This is a genomic window from Methylobacterium sp. CM6257 (genome assembly GCF_054611515.1).
In genome coordinates this window covers 3,899,699-3,912,403 of record NZ_CM137735.1, presented here as the reverse complement: position 1 = coordinate 3,912,403, position 12,705 = coordinate 3,899,699, and the positions used below count along the sequence as shown (strand labels likewise).

Sequence of the window (12,705 nt, the reverse complement as noted above, 5' to 3'; positions counted from 1 at the left end):
GCAAGCTGCCGCGCTGGGCCGCTGCGTTGCGGCAGGCACATGGTGCATTGCGGAACCCGCTCCGGCGCCCGCCCATTCCCACAGGTCCTGTTCGGAACCCGTGGAGACGATGCCCGATGCCGGACCTCGACGCGCTCGCCGGCTCTGCCGCCCGCGTGCTGGCCTACCTGCCCTGGTGGGCCGAGAGCCTCATCCTCATCGTCGCCTGCTGCGCCGTGGTGATGCCCCTGCACGGGGTCGTCTACCGGGCGATGAAGCGGGCGGTGGCGGGCAAGAGCCTGTTCTGGCGCTCGCTCGTGTCGCGCACGCACGGCCCGAGCCGGCTCGGCCTGATCGTGGTGGCGATCAGCCTCGCCTCGGCCACGGTGCACCTGTCCTGGGAAGTGCGGATCGCCCTCAACCAGATCCTGCTGGTCGCCTTCGTGACGCTCACCGGCTGGTGCTGCGCCACCGCGCTCCACATCGCCACGGTGATCTATCTGCGGCGGTTCAAGCTCGACGCCGAGGACAACCTGCTCGCCCGCAAGCACTTCACCCAGATGCGCATCCTAGAGCGGGCCGGCGTCACCTTGGTGGCGCTGATCACCATCTCGGTGGCGCTGATGACCTTCGAGCCAGTGCGCCAGTACGGCGTCAGCCTGCTGGCCTCGGCCGGGGCTGCGGGCCTGATCCTGGGGTTGGCCATGCAGCCGGTCCTGTCGAACCTCGTGGCCGGCATCCAGATCGCCATCACCCAGCCGATCCGGATCGAGGACGCGATCATCGTCGAGAACGAGTGGGGCTGGGTGGAGGAGATCACCTCGACCTACGTGGTGGTGCGCCTCTGGGACTGGCGGCGGCTCGTGCTGCCGCTGACCTACTTCATCCAGAAGCCGTTCCAGAACTGGACCCGCGACGGTGCCTCGCTGATCGGCAGCGTGTTCCTCTACGTCGACCACCGCGCGCCGGTGGCGCGGATGCGCGAGAAGCTCACCGAGATCGCCAGGGCCTCGCCCCTCTGGGACGGCAGGGTGGTCAACCTCCAGGTCTCGGACGCGAAGGAATCGACCATCGAGATCCGGATGCTGGTGAGCGCCCGCAACGCACCCCAGGCCTGGGATCTGCGCTGCGCCGTGCGCGAGGCGATGATCACGTGGCTCCAGGCCGAATACCCGGAGGCGCTGCCGCGGCACCGCACGGAATGGGTCGGGGCCGATGAGCAGCCCCTGCGGCGGGCGGACGGGCGGCGGATCGCAGCCTGACCGCCGCCATCATCGCGAGTGCCGTTCAGACCTCGCGGCACGCCACACCTGCTCCTTCGTCCCGAGGCGCCGAAGCGCAGCGGCGGCCTCCTTCGAGGCCGCTGCGCGCCACCTCAGGATGAGGACGCGGTTAGGAGGTCGTCCGTCGGACAGGCCCTCAGTCGTCGGTGCCGGCGTAGAAGCTCTCCACGCCGATGCCCTCCTCCTGCATCATCCGGGCGCGGGCGCGCAGCTTCTCGGTCTCGCTCTTGAGCTGGCCGCAGGCCGCCAGGATGTCCCGGCCTCGCGGCGTGCGCACCGGCGAGGCGTAGCCGGCGTTGAACACGATCTCGGAGAAGCGCTCGATCCGGTCCCAGTCGGAGCACTCGTAGCGGCTGCCCGGCCAGGGATTGAATGGAATCAGGTTGATCTTGGCCGGGATGCCCTTGAGCAGGCGGACCAGCTCGCGGGCATCCGCGTCCGAATCGTTGACGCCCTTCAGCATCACGTACTCGAAGGTGATCCGGCGGGCGTTGCTCAGCCCCGGATAGGCCCGGCAGGCGGCGAGCAGCTCGGCGATCGGGTATTTCCGGTTGAGCGGCACCAGCTCGTCGCGCAGGTCGTCGCGCACGGCGTGGAGCGAGATCGCCAGCATGGCGTTGGCCTGCTCGCCGAGTCGGGGGATCTGCGGCACGACCCCCGAGGTCGAGACCGTGATCCGGCGACGGGACAGGCCGAGACCCTCCTGGTCCGACATCACGCCGACCGCGTCGACCACGGCGTCGAGGTTGTAGAGGGGCTCGCCCATGCCCATGAACACGATGTTGGTCACGAGCCGGCCGACCTCGCCGGAGCCGCCCGCGTCGCGGCTCGGCATCTGGCCGGGCCAGTCGCCGAGCTCGTCCCGGGCGGTGACGAGCTGCTGCACGATCTCGGCCGCCGAGAGGTTGCGCACGAGGCGCTGCGTGCCGGTGTGGCAGAACGAGCAGGTGAGGGTGCAGCCGACCTGCGAAGATACGCAGAGCGTGCCCCGGTCCGGACCCGGGATGTAGACGCACTCGATCTCGGCGCCGCGGTTGTGCTCCTGCCGGTTAGTGGGCGCCATGCGCAGAAGCCACTTGCGGGTGCCGTCGCGGGAGACCTGCCGGCTGGCCACCTCGGGCCGCTCCAGCGTGAAGTGTTCGGCGAGCTGCGCCTTCAACGCCTTGCCGACATTGGTCATCTCGGCGAAGTCGGACGCCCCGCGGAAGTTGACCCAGTGCCAGATCTGGCCGGCGCGCATCCGGCTCTCCCGCTCGGGCACGCCCATCCCCACCAGCTGCGCCTTGAGGGCGTCGCGGGTCAGGCCGACCAGCGACGGGCGGCGGCCGGGCAGCGCCTCCGGGAGAAAATCGGGCGCCTTCTCGATCGCGGCATCGGCCGCGCGGGCGCTGTCGAGCGACGGCGTCGCCATGGCGTTCAAACGATCCATACGATTGGAAAGGGTCTGATATAGGCGATTGCGCAGGCGAATGCGAATGCGCGCCGCCCACAGGGGCCCTGACGGAGAGCCATGGCGACCGACACGCAAGCCGGGCAGGCGATCTACAATCCGCGGACGTTGCAGCTCTACGACCTCGTGGTGCTGCGCCTGTCGAACCCGCTGATCTGGCGCTGCCCCACCGCGCGGATCCTGGCCCTCTACGACCGGCACGCCGGCCTCGCGCATCTCGACGTCGGCGTCGGCACCGGCTGGTATCTCGACCGGTGCCGCTTCCCCACCCCCGCGCCGCGGGTCGGCCTGATGGACCTCAACGGCGACAGCCTCACCTTTGCCGCCCGCCGGATCGCCCGCTACCGGCCCGAGACCTATCGCGTCGATGTGCTCGGCGCTCCGGCCACCGGCATCGCGCCGTTCGACTCGATCGGCATGACCTACCTGCTGCACTGCCTGCCGGGCGACATCGCCGCGAAGGCGAAAGCCTTCGACACGGTGCGGCCGTGCCTGGCCGACGACGGCGTGGTGTTCGGCGCCACGATCCTGTCGGGCGGAGTCCCGACCACGGCCGCGGCGCGGGCGCTGATGCGGGCCTACAACCGCAAGGGGGTGTTCTCGAACGCCGCCGATACCCTGCCGGACCTGCGCGCAGCGCTGGACCAGCGCTTCCGGTCGGTGGAGATCACGGTCGTCGGCTGCGTCGCGCTGTTCGTCGCGCGTGAGCCGCGCTGATCCGGCCATTGTCCTCGCACACGAAAAAGGGCGCCCGCAGGCGCCCCGATCCGTCCGGCGAATCCTGAACCAATCAGGCGGCGGCGGTCTTCACCGGCACGCCCTTCTCGGACAGGAAGGTCTGCAGCTCGCCCGACTGGAACATCTCGCGGGTGATGTCGCAGCCGCCGACGAACTCGCCCTTCACGTAGATCTGCGGGATGGTCGGCCAGTTCGAGAAGGCCTTGATGCCCTCGCGGATCTCCTGATCGGCCAGGACGTTCACGCCCTTGAACGGCACGCCGAGGTAGTTGAGGATCTGCACCACCTGCCCCGAGAAGCCGCATTGCGGCATCTGCGGCGTGCCCTTCATGAACACCACCACGTCCTGGGAGGCGATCTCGTTCTGGATGGTCGTGTTGACGTCGGTCATCGCTCTGTCCTTGTTCGTTGGTCGTATGTGAGGTCTGGGTCAGCGGCGCGCAACCGAGGCGGCCAGCTTGCGAAGGGCGCGCTCCATATCGAAGGTCTCGGTCAGAAGATCCTGCGGTTCGACCGGGCAGGCCTTCGGCAGGCCCGGGAGGAGCTCATTTCCGTAAACCACGAGATTGGCTTCGGCGACCGTGACGGCCGTCTTCCAGATCCGGTTCCAGTTCAGCCTCTGCCGCATCGACGGCTCATAGGCGTTCCATGCGGAGATCTGAAAGGTCGCGATCTCCTCCCGCCAATGCAAGCTTGCCGGTGCGAGCGGGGCGGAGGCGCGCTTGAGGAGATGGGCGAGCGTCTGGATCAGCAGACCTTCGACCGCCCGCAGATGCGCACGACCCACGCTCTCGATCTCCTCGGCAACGTTCTCCCAATCGACCGCGTTCGACAGGTCAGGCCGCTCGGCGAGCGCGCGCAGGGCCGCCGCCTGCTCCTCGGCCCAGGTCACGATGTCGTCGTCGTAGCGACTCGCTCGGTCCATCGGGAGAACTCCCGCGAGAAGGCTCAATCCTGCGGGACACCCGTGGTCAGCGCAAGGGCGTGGAGCACGCCGCCCATCCGGCCCTGCAGGGCGCCGTAGACCATCTGGTGCTGCGCGACCCGGGTCTTGCCCTTGAAGGCGGAGGACAGGACGGTGGCGGCATAATGGTCGCCGTCGCCGGCGAGGTCGCGGATCTCGACCTGCGCGTCCGGCAGGGCCTCGCGGATCATGCGCTCGATCTCGCGCGCGTCCATCGGCATCGGGAAACTCCTGGGCAGGAAGGGGTCAGGACGCCGGAGCGGCGGGCTGGCTCGCCATGTAGGCGGGCAACCAACCCTCATGCGCCGCCACGAGGTCCGTGAGCGGTATGGTCTCGCCGCCCGGCAGGGTCAAACGGTCGGAGCCGGTGACGCCGACCACCGCCGCGTCGATCCCCTGCGCCGAGGCGCTGTAGAGGAGGTCGCTCGCCGCCTCCGGATCGACCGCCAGCAGGTAGCGCCCCTGATCCTCGCCGAACAGGTAGGCATGGGGCGCCAAATCGACCGGCACCTCCGGCAGGGCCGCGCCGATGCCGCCCGCCATGGCCATCTCGGCCAAAGCCACCGCGAGACCGCCGTCCGAGAGGTCGTGGACGGTGTCGACGGCGCCCGACTGGATCAGGTTGCGGACGAAGTCGCCGTTGCGGCGCTCCAGCGCGAGGTCGACCGGCGGCGGCGCGCCCTCCTCGCGGCCCTCGATCACCGACAGGTAGGCGGATTGGCCGAGCCAGCCCTCGCCGGAGCCGATCAGCACCAGCACGTCGCCCTCGCGCTTCAGGGCGATCGTGGCGTGGCGCGCCACGTCGTCGAGCACGCCGACGCCGCCGATGGTCGGGGTCGGCAGGATGCCGACGCCGTTGGTCTCGTTGTAGAGCGAGACGTTGCCGGACACGACCGGGAAGTCGAGGGCCCGGCAGGCCTCGCCGATGCCCTGGAGGCAGCCGACGAGCTGACCCATCACCTCGGGCTTCTCGGGGTTGCCGAAGTTCAGATTGTCGGTGATGGCCAGCGGCTTGCCTCCCACCGCGGTGATGTTGCGCCACGCCTCGGCTACGGCCTGCCGCCCGCCCTCGACCGGATCGGCTTCACAGTAGCGCGGGGTGACGTCGCAGGTGAGCGCCAATCCCTTCGGCCCGTCCTCGACACGGACGATGGCGGCGTCGCCGCCGGGCTTTTGCACGGTGTTGCCCAGGATGTAGTGGTCGTACTGCTCCCAGACCCAGCGCTTCGAGGCGAGGTCGGGGGAGCCGACGAGACGCTTGAGCGCATCGGTGAGCGAGGCGGGGGTCTGGACCTCCGAGGCCGCGAGCACCGGCAGGTGCGTGTTGGCGAGGTGCGGACGATCGTAGAGCGGGGCCTCGTCGCCCAGCTCCTTGATCGGCAGGTCGGCCACGGTCTCGCCGTGCCACTTGATCACGAAGCGGAGCGTGTCGGTGGTCCGCCCGATCACCGCGAAGTCGAGGCCCCACTTCACGAAGATCGCCTGGGCCTCGGCCTCCATGCCGGGCTTGAGCACCATGAGCATGCGCTCCTGGCTTTCGGAGAGCATCATCTCGTAGGGGGTCATGCCCTCTTCGCGGGCCGGGACCTTGTCGATGTCGAGCTCGACGCCGAGGTCGCCCTTGGCGCCCATCTCGACCGCCGAGCAGGTGAGGCCGGCCGCGCCCATGTCCTGAATGGCGATGACGGCGCCCGAGGCCATCAGCTCCAGGCAGGCTTCAAGCAGCAGCTTCTCGGCGAAGGGGTCGCCGACCTGCACGGTCGGCCGCTTCGACTCGGAGGCCTCGTCGAACTCGGCCGAGGCCATGGTGGCGCCGTGGATGCCGTCGCGGCCGGTCTTAGAGCCGAGATAGACGATCGGGTTCCCGACGCCGGCGGCAGCCGCGTAGAAGATCCCGTCGGTGCGGGCGAGCCCCACCGCCATGGCATTGACCAGGATGTTTCCGTCGTAGCGCCTATGGAAGCCGGTCAGGCCGCCGACGGTCGGCACGCCGAAGGAATTGCCGTAGCCGCCGATGCCCGCGACCACGCCGGAGACGAGGCTGCGGGTGCGCGGGTGGTCGGGGGAGCCGAAGCGCAGGGCGTTGAGCGCCGCGATCGGCCGCGCGCCCATGGTGAAGACGTCGCGCAGGATGCCGCCGACGCCGGTCGCCGCGCCCTGGTAGGGCTCGATGTAGCTCGGGTGGTTGTGGCTCTCCATCTTGAAGACGCAGGCCAGCCCGTCGCCGATGTCGATCACGCCGGCATTCTCGCCCGGCCCCTGGATCACCCACGGCGCCGAGGTCGGCAGCCCGCGCAGGTGCTTGCGCGAGGACTTGTAGGAACAATGCTCGTTCCACATCGCCGAGACGATGCCGAGCTCGGTGAGCGTCGGGTCGCGCCCGATCAGGCCGCGGAAGCGCTCGTACTCGTCCGGCGTCAGGCCGTGCTGAGCCACGAGCTCGGGGGTGATCGGAACGTCGTTGCGGAACATGCGGCGGTCTCGACGAGGGCGGTCCGGGCGCCCGAGGGGCGCTCGACCCGGTACGCGACCCGGACCGGGCGGCGTGCGGCGACGGGGACGGATTAGTGCGTTCGGCCGGCGCGTTGCAATACGCCCGCTGTCCCTAACGTGTACGCAGACCGGCTACGCCGCCGGCGGATGGGCCAGGAAGTCGGCGATCGCCGCCACGAATTTCTCGCCGTAGGCCTCACGCTTGCGCTCGCCGACCCCGTGCACCGTGCGCAGCGCCCAGAGGTCGACGGGCTTCTGGCGCGTCATCTCGATCAGGGTCCGGTCGGGGAACACCATGAAGGCCGCGATGCCCTCGGCCCGGGCGAGGGTGGCGCGCAGGCCCCGCAGGTGCTGGAACAGCGCCTCGTCGGCCTCGGAGAGCACGATCTCGCCGTCCTCGCGGGGCGCGGCGCGGCGGCGCTCGCGCGTGTCCGCCTTCGGTTCCGGATCGGGACGGAGCTGGACCGGCTCCCGCCCGAACAGGATCGCCTCGCCCTTCTCGGTCATCGACAGGCCGCCGTAACCGTCGGCGTTCTCGGTGATCGCCCCGGCCGCGAAGAGCTGGCGCAGGATCGCCCGCCACGCGGCCACCGGCTTGTCGGCGCCGACCCCGAAGGTCTTGAGGCCCGTGTGCCCGTTGCGGCGGATCTGCTCGCTCTCCTTCCCGTGGACGAGGTCGCAGATATAGGCCGCGCCGAACCGCTGCCCGGTGCGCACGACGGCCGAGAGGATCTTCTGCGCCGACACCGTCCCGTCCACCAGGGTCACGCCGCCACGGCACAGATCGCAACGGCCGCAGGGCTCGCTCGTCTCGCCGAAATAGGCGAGGAGCGACTGCCGCCGGCAGGCGGCGCCCTCGCACAGGGTGATCATCGCCTCGAGCTTGCGCCGCTCGACCCGGCGGCGCTCGTCGGAGATCTCCTTCTCGTCGATCTGGCGGCGGCGCAGCGCCATGTCGTCGAGGCCGTAGAGAGTCAGCGTGTCGGCCGGCAGTCCGTCGCGGCCGGCGCGGCCGATCTCCTGGTAGTAGCCCTCGACGTTGTTGGGCATGTCGGCGTGGCAGACGAAGCGCACGTCCGGCTTGTTGATGCCCATGCCGAAGGCCACGGTGGCGGTCATCACCACCCCGTCTTCCTGCAGGAACCGGTCCTGGTTCTTCATCCGCGTCGCTTGGTCGAGGCCGGCATGGTAGGGCAGGGCGTCGAACCCGTCCTTCCGGAGGGTCTCGGCGAGCTGCTCGGTGCGCTTGCGCGACGAGCAGTAGATGATCCCGCTCTCCGCCCGCCGGTGCTTCAGGAAGCGCTCGATCTGCCGGGCCGGGTTGTCCTTGGGCTGGAAGTTCAGCCGGATGTTCGGCCGGTCAAAGGAGTGGACGAAGATCTTCGGACCGCGGCCCTGCGGGAACAGCCGCTCGGCGATCTCGGCGCGGGTGGCGGCGTCGGCGGTGGCGGTGAGCGCCAGGGTCTGGACGTTACCGAGCGCCGTGCGCGCCCGGGCGATCTCCCGGTACTCGGGCCGGAAATCGTGGCCCCATTGCGAGACGCAGTGCGCCTCGTCCACGGCCAAGCGCCGGACCCCGGCCCCGCGCAGGGCCTCGATGCAGCCGTCCATCAGCAGGCGCTCGGGGGAGACGAACAGCAGCCGGAGATCGCCCGAGCGCAGGGCGCGCCAGGTCTCGCGCGATTCGGATTCCGCCACCGTCGAGTTCAGGGTGGCGGCCTCGATCCCGACGCTGCGCATCTGCTGCACCTGATCGTGCATCAGCGCGATCAGCGGCGAGACCACCACGGTCAGCCCCGGATCGACCAGGGCCGGCAACTGGTAGGTCATCGACTTGCCCGAGCCCGTGGGCATCACGGCGAACACGTCGGCGCCGTCCAAGACCGCGCCGATCACCTCGTCCTGACCGGGGCGGAAATCCTCGTACCCGAAGGTCTTTTTCAGCGCGGCGCGGGCCTCGTCGAGGCGGGTCATCGGAATCCTTGATCGGGGTTCGTGCCGCGCTTGCGGCTCAGGTGTGTAGACACTAACCTCCCTGTGTCTACACGGAGGCTGTCATGCCGCTCAACATTCGCAGCGAGGCGGTGAATCAGCTCGCCGAAAAGCTGGCATCGCGGGCCGGCGTGAGCAAGACCGAGGCGGTGCGGATCGCGCTCACGAACGAGCTGGCGCGGCGGGAGGAGTCGCTGGCCGAGTTCCTGGAGAAGATTCGTCCGATCCAGGACGCCCTTGCCGCCTACCCGAAGACCGGCCTCAAAGCCGACAAGGCCTTCTACGACAGCCTCTACGAGGACTGATGTTCATCGATGCGTCGGCGCTCGTGGCGATCCTGTGCCGGGAGCAGGGCTATGAGCGGGTGGCGGATCGCCTCCGCCAGGCCCCCCATCGCCTGACCAGCGCCCTCGCCCTGTTCGAGGCCGTCCTGGCGGTGGCCCGCATTCAGTCACTGCCGCCTGAGACCGCCGAGGGCCTCGTGAACAGCTTTCGCGAGACAGTCGATATCGCGATCGTGTCCCTCGGCCTCACGGAAATCCGCATCGCGGTCGCGGCCCACACCCGCTACGGCAAGGGCCGCCACCCGGCGCGCCTGAACCTCGGCGACTGCTTCGCCTATGCCTGCGCGCAGGTGCACGGCGTGCCGCTGCTCTACGTCGGCGACGATTTCCCGCAGACCGACATCCGCTCGGCCCTCGGCTGAGCCTCAGCCGCCGTGGAACTCGGCCACGTGCTGGGCCACGATAGCGTCGAAGGAGTCGTCCGCCCGGAAGCCCAGCGCCGAAGCCGCCTCCGGCTCGAACGCCTCGGGCCAAGAGGCGATGATCCGGGCGATGGTGGCGTCCGGCTCGCGCCGGATCAGCGCCACCGCCTTGTTGCCCGCCACGCGCCGCAGGGCCTCGATCTCCTCCGCCACCGTGGCCGAGACGCCCGGCATGGTCAGGCTGATCCGCGGGCCGATCGCCGCGAGGTCGAGCCCGGCCGCGTGGACGAGAAATCCCACGGCCGCGGCGGGGCTCGCGAACCAGTGCCGCACCGTATCGGGCACCGGCAGGATTGCCTCCTGGCCGGCGAGCGGCTCGCGGATGATGCCCGAGAAGAAGCCCGAGGCCGCCTTGTTGGGCTTGCCGGGCCGCACGCAGATGGTCGGCAGCCGCAGGCCGATCCCGTCGAGGAAGCCGCGCCTTGCGTAGTCGGCGAGCATCAGCTCACCCATCGCCTTCTGCACCCCGTACGAGGAGGCGGGGCGCAGGATGTGGTCATCCGGAATCACCTTTGGGAAGGGCGGCCCGAACACGGCGAGGGAGGAGGTGAAGACGAGCTTCGGCCGGTAGCCGTCCGCCGCGTTGGCCTTGCGGATCGCCTCGAGGAGCAGGCGCGTGCCGTCGAGATTGACCCGGTAGCCGAGCTCCAGGTTGGCCTCGGCCTCGCCCGAGACCACCGCGGCGAGGTGGAAGATCACCCCCGGGCGCTCGGCGATGGCGGCCTCGGCGGCGCCGGGAGCGGTGAGGTCCGCGGCCTCGGCCCGCACGGGACCGGGGAACGACTCGGGCGCTGCGGGCGGCACCACGTCGAGCAGGGTGAGGGCGCTGAGCGGCTGCCCGCCGACGCGGCCATCCGCCACCAGGGCATCCACGAGGCGGCGACCGATCATGCCGGCGGCGCCGAGGATCAGGGCGTGCATGGGAGACTCCTCATCAGGTTGCGCGGCCGGTCAGGCCATCATGTCGAGGGCGCGGCCGAAGAAGTCCGGACCGCCGAAATTGCCGGATTTCAGGGCGAGCAGAATCGGCTCGGGCCGGCCGGCGGTGCGCAGGACCGGAACGCCCGCCGCGATCTCGGGGCCGAGCAGGAAGGCGCGCAGGCCCAGCCGGTCGACCACCGCCCCCGAGGTCTCGCCGCCGGCCACCACGAGCCGGCGCACGCCGCGGGCGACGAGCCCCTCGGCGATGGCCGCAAGGGCCGCCTCGATGGCGTGCCCGGCCGCGTCGACCCCGTACGCCGCCTGGAGGGCGCGGACCGCGTCGGGGGGCGCCGAGGTGGCGATCAGCACCGGGCCGGAGGCGAGGCGCTCGTCCGCGAAGGTCAGGGCCTCGGCCACGATATCGGCGCCGGCAAGCAGCCGCGCCGGGTCGATCCGCAGCACCGGCATCAGCGCCTCGGCGGCGGCGACCTGCTGGAGGGTCGCCTGCGAGCAGCTGCCAGCGAGGCAGGCGGCGGCTCCGCCGACAGGCTCGCCGACCGCCGCGCCGGCGGCATCGCGGGTCCCGCGCCCGTCGGCCACGAGCGCGCGGGCGAGCCCGAGACCGAGGCCGGATGCGCCCACCGAGAACCTCCGTCCGGCGATCGCGCGGCCGAGAGTCTCGAGATCGGCGTCGAAGATCGCGTCCGCGATGGCCGCCTGCTTCCCCTCGGCCGCCAGGGCGTCGAGCCGGGCTGCCACGGCCTCAGCGCCCCGCGCGACCGTGGCGGTATCGACAAGGCCGACCGCGCTCGCGCTCTGGCGTCCCAGCACGCGCACGAGGTTGGCGTCGCGCATGGGGTTGAGGGGGTGGTCCTTGAGCGGGCTCTCGTTCAGCGGCACCGACCCGACGAACAGGTTTCCCTGGTAGACGCTCCGCCCCGTCTCGGGGAAGGCCGGGGTGACCAGCGCGATCGCCTCGCCCGCATCCGCCCGGAGGGCGTCCATCACGGGACCGATATTGCCCGCCTCGGTGGAATCGAAGGTCGAGCAAACCTTGAACATCACGTGGGCGGCGCCCCGGGCGCGCAGCCAGGCTTCCGCCTCGCGCGAGCGCGCCACCGCCTGATCCGCCGGGATCGAGCGGCTCTTCAGCGCCACCACCACCGCGTCGGCCTCCGGCAGGGCGCGGTCATCCTCCGGCACGCCGATCGTCTGGATCGTGCGCAGGCCCGCCTTGGTCAGGGTGTTGGCGAGGTCCGAGGCGCCCGTGTAGTCGTCGGCGACACATCCCAGTGCGAGGCTCATCGGGCACTCCCCTTGTAGGCGGCGAGCCAGCCGAGGCCCGCGACGGTGTCGGCGGCCGGGATGTACTCGCACCCGACGAAACCGGCGTAGCCGAGCCGGTCCAGCTCGTCGAACAGGAAGAAATCGGCCATCTCGCCGGTGCCGGGCTCGTGGCGCTCGGGCACGCTGGCGGTCTGGACATGGCCGATGATCGGCATCAGCGCGCGCAGCCGCATGGTCACATCGCCGTGCAGGATCTGGCAATGGTAGAGGTCGAACTGCAGCTTCAGGTTCGGCAGCGCCAGTTCACGGATGAGATCGGCGGCCCGGCCGAAATCGTTGAGAAAGTAGCCGGGCATGTTCCGGCCATTGATCGGCTCGAGGACGAGGTCGAGCCCGGCAGGCGCCAGCCGCTCCGCCGTCCAGGTGACCGCCCGGCGGTAGGACTCGGCGGCGCGGGGGTCATCGTGTGGGGCGAGGCCCGCCATCAGGTGGAGCCGGCCCACGCCGGTCGCCTCGGCGTAGCGGAGCGCCGCGTCGACCCCGGCCTTCAGTTCATCGAACCGTTCAGGAAACGCCGCCAGACCGCGCTCGCCGTTGGCGAAATCACCCGGAGGCAGGTTGAACAACGCCTGGGTCAGGCCGTTCGCCCGGAGCCGCTCGCCGATGGCCTCGGCCGGGTGTTCGTAGGGGAACAGGAACTCGACGGCGTCGAACCCGGCCCGGGCCGCCGCCTCGAAGCGGTCGAGGAACGGCACCTCGTTGAACATCAGGCTCAGGTTGGCGGCAAAGCGCGGCATTTCTCTCAGGGCTCCCTGCCCGGTTCTCGACACCC

Annotated in this window: 13 protein-coding genes; 4 read left to right on the top strand and 9 right to left on the bottom strand. The window is 70.4% G+C overall.

The annotated features are described in order from the left end of the window. The first annotated feature begins 116 nt into the window (after positions 1–116). On the top strand, positions 117–1,241 hold the full coding sequence (locus ACYCO6_RS19105; protein WP_459762238.1) for a mechanosensitive ion channel family protein: 1,125 nt from the start codon (positions 117–119) through the stop codon (positions 1,239–1,241). Between the two features lie 157 nt (positions 1,242–1,398). On the opposite strand, the gene rlmN is transcribed toward ACYCO6_RS19105, so the two are convergent. Next, positions 1,399–2,673, bottom strand: coding sequence for a dual-specificity RNA methyltransferase RlmN (gene rlmN, locus ACYCO6_RS19100; protein ID WP_459762236.1), 1,275 nt, complete (start codon positions 2,671–2,673; stop codon positions 1,399–1,401). Positions 2,674–2,772: 99 nt separating this feature from the next. Between rlmN and ACYCO6_RS19095 the strand changes: the two genes are divergently transcribed. After that, the gene (locus ACYCO6_RS19095) at positions 2,773–3,429 is read left to right on the top strand and encodes a class I SAM-dependent methyltransferase (RefSeq protein ID WP_459762234.1); all 657 of its coding nucleotides are present in this window, start codon (positions 2,773–2,775) and stop codon (positions 3,427–3,429) included. Positions 3,430–3,502: 73 nt separating this feature from the next. Here the strand turns inward: ACYCO6_RS19095 and grxD are convergent, their stop codons facing one another. From grxD to recQ, 5 genes are all read right to left on the bottom strand, one after another. Next, entirely contained in the window at positions 3,503–3,841 is a 339-nt protein-coding gene (gene grxD, locus ACYCO6_RS19090; RefSeq protein WP_012318124.1) for a Grx4 family monothiol glutaredoxin, read from the bottom strand. 39 nt (positions 3,842–3,880) lie between these two features. Beyond that, positions 3,881–4,375, bottom strand: a complete 495-nt coding sequence (locus ACYCO6_RS19085) for a DUF29 domain-containing protein (RefSeq protein WP_459762231.1) — start codon at positions 4,373–4,375, stop codon at positions 3,881–3,883. A gap of 23 nt (positions 4,376–4,398) precedes the next feature. Next, the gene (locus tag ACYCO6_RS19080; protein WP_459762229.1) at positions 4,399–4,635 is read right to left on the bottom strand and encodes a BolA family protein; all 237 of its coding nucleotides are present in this window, start codon (positions 4,633–4,635) and stop codon (positions 4,399–4,401) included. Between the two features lie 25 nt (positions 4,636–4,660). Further along, positions 4,661–6,886: a phosphoribosylformylglycinamidine synthase subunit PurL gene (purL, locus tag ACYCO6_RS19075; protein WP_459762227.1), complete on the bottom strand. Its 2,226-nt coding sequence runs from the start codon at positions 6,884–6,886 to the stop codon at positions 4,661–4,663. Positions 6,887–7,039: 153 nt separating this feature from the next. Further along, positions 7,040–8,881 (bottom strand): DNA helicase RecQ, encoded by a 1,842-nt coding sequence (gene recQ / locus ACYCO6_RS19070; RefSeq protein WP_459762225.1) that lies wholly within the window; start codon positions 8,879–8,881, stop codon positions 7,040–7,042. Positions 8,882–8,964: 83 nt separating this feature from the next. On the opposite strand from recQ, the gene ACYCO6_RS19065 reads away from it, so the two are divergent. Next, positions 8,965–9,204, top strand: coding sequence for a type II toxin-antitoxin system VapB family antitoxin (locus ACYCO6_RS19065; protein WP_459762223.1), 240 nt, complete (start codon positions 8,965–8,967; stop codon positions 9,202–9,204). Next, positions 9,204–9,605 (top strand): type II toxin-antitoxin system VapC family toxin, encoded by a 402-nt coding sequence (locus ACYCO6_RS19060; protein WP_459762221.1) that lies wholly within the window; start codon positions 9,204–9,206, stop codon positions 9,603–9,605. The genes ACYCO6_RS19065 and ACYCO6_RS19060 overlap by 1 nt, the downstream gene beginning before the upstream one ends. Positions 9,606–9,608: 3 nt before the next feature. Here the strand turns inward: ACYCO6_RS19060 and denD are convergent, their stop codons facing one another. The 3 genes from denD to otnI are packed head-to-tail and all read right to left on the bottom strand — an operon-like array spanning position 9,609 to position 12,670. Next, positions 9,609–10,586: a D-erythronate dehydrogenase gene (denD, locus tag ACYCO6_RS19055; RefSeq protein WP_459762219.1), complete on the bottom strand. Its 978-nt coding sequence runs from the start codon at positions 10,584–10,586 to the stop codon at positions 9,609–9,611. Positions 10,587–10,616: 30 nt separating this feature from the next. Further along, positions 10,617–11,891 (bottom strand): 3-oxo-tetronate kinase, encoded by a 1,275-nt coding sequence (otnK, locus tag ACYCO6_RS19050; protein ID WP_459762217.1) that lies wholly within the window; start codon positions 11,889–11,891, stop codon positions 10,617–10,619. Next, positions 11,888–12,670, bottom strand: coding sequence for a 2-oxo-tetronate isomerase (gene otnI / locus ACYCO6_RS19045; protein ID WP_459762215.1), 783 nt, complete (start codon positions 12,668–12,670; stop codon positions 11,888–11,890). Before otnI ends, otnK begins: the two co-directional genes overlap by 4 nt. Positions 12,671–12,705 lie beyond the last annotated feature (35 nt).

Coding starts and splice junctions, on each gene's coding strand:
- otnK (WP_459762217.1), bottom strand. CDS start 11,891: ATGAGCCTCGCACTGGGATGTGTCGCCGACGACTACACGGGCGCCTCG.
- ACYCO6_RS19080 (WP_459762229.1), bottom strand. CDS start 4,635: ATGCCGATGGACGCGCGCGAGATCGAGCGCATGATCCGCGAGGCCCTG.
- ACYCO6_RS19105 (WP_459762238.1), top strand. CDS start 117: ATGCCGGACCTCGACGCGCTCGCCGGCTCTGCCGCCCGCGTGCTGGCC.
- denD (WP_459762219.1), bottom strand. CDS start 10,586: ATGCACGCCCTGATCCTCGGCGCCGCCGGCATGATCGGTCGCCGCCTC.
- ACYCO6_RS19085 (WP_459762231.1), bottom strand. CDS start 4,375: ATGGACCGAGCGAGTCGCTACGACGACGACATCGTGACCTGGGCCGAG.
- rlmN (WP_459762236.1), bottom strand. CDS start 2,673: ATGGCGACGCCGTCGCTCGACAGCGCCCGCGCGGCCGATGCCGCGATC.
- ACYCO6_RS19060 (WP_459762221.1), top strand. CDS start 9,204: ATGTTCATCGATGCGTCGGCGCTCGTGGCGATCCTGTGCCGGGAGCAG.
- otnI (WP_459762215.1), bottom strand. CDS start 12,670: ATGCCGCGCTTTGCCGCCAACCTGAGCCTGATGTTCAACGAGGTGCCG.
- grxD (WP_012318124.1), bottom strand. CDS start 3,841: ATGACCGACGTCAACACGACCATCCAGAACGAGATCGCCTCCCAGGAC.
- ACYCO6_RS19065 (WP_459762223.1), top strand. CDS start 8,965: ATGCCGCTCAACATTCGCAGCGAGGCGGTGAATCAGCTCGCCGAAAAG.
- ACYCO6_RS19095 (WP_459762234.1), top strand. CDS start 2,773: ATGGCGACCGACACGCAAGCCGGGCAGGCGATCTACAATCCGCGGACG.
- purL (WP_459762227.1), bottom strand. CDS start 6,886: ATGTTCCGCAACGACGTTCCGATCACCCCCGAGCTCGTGGCTCAGCAC.
- recQ (WP_459762225.1), bottom strand. CDS start 8,881: ATGACCCGCCTCGACGAGGCCCGCGCCGCGCTGAAAAAGACCTTCGGG.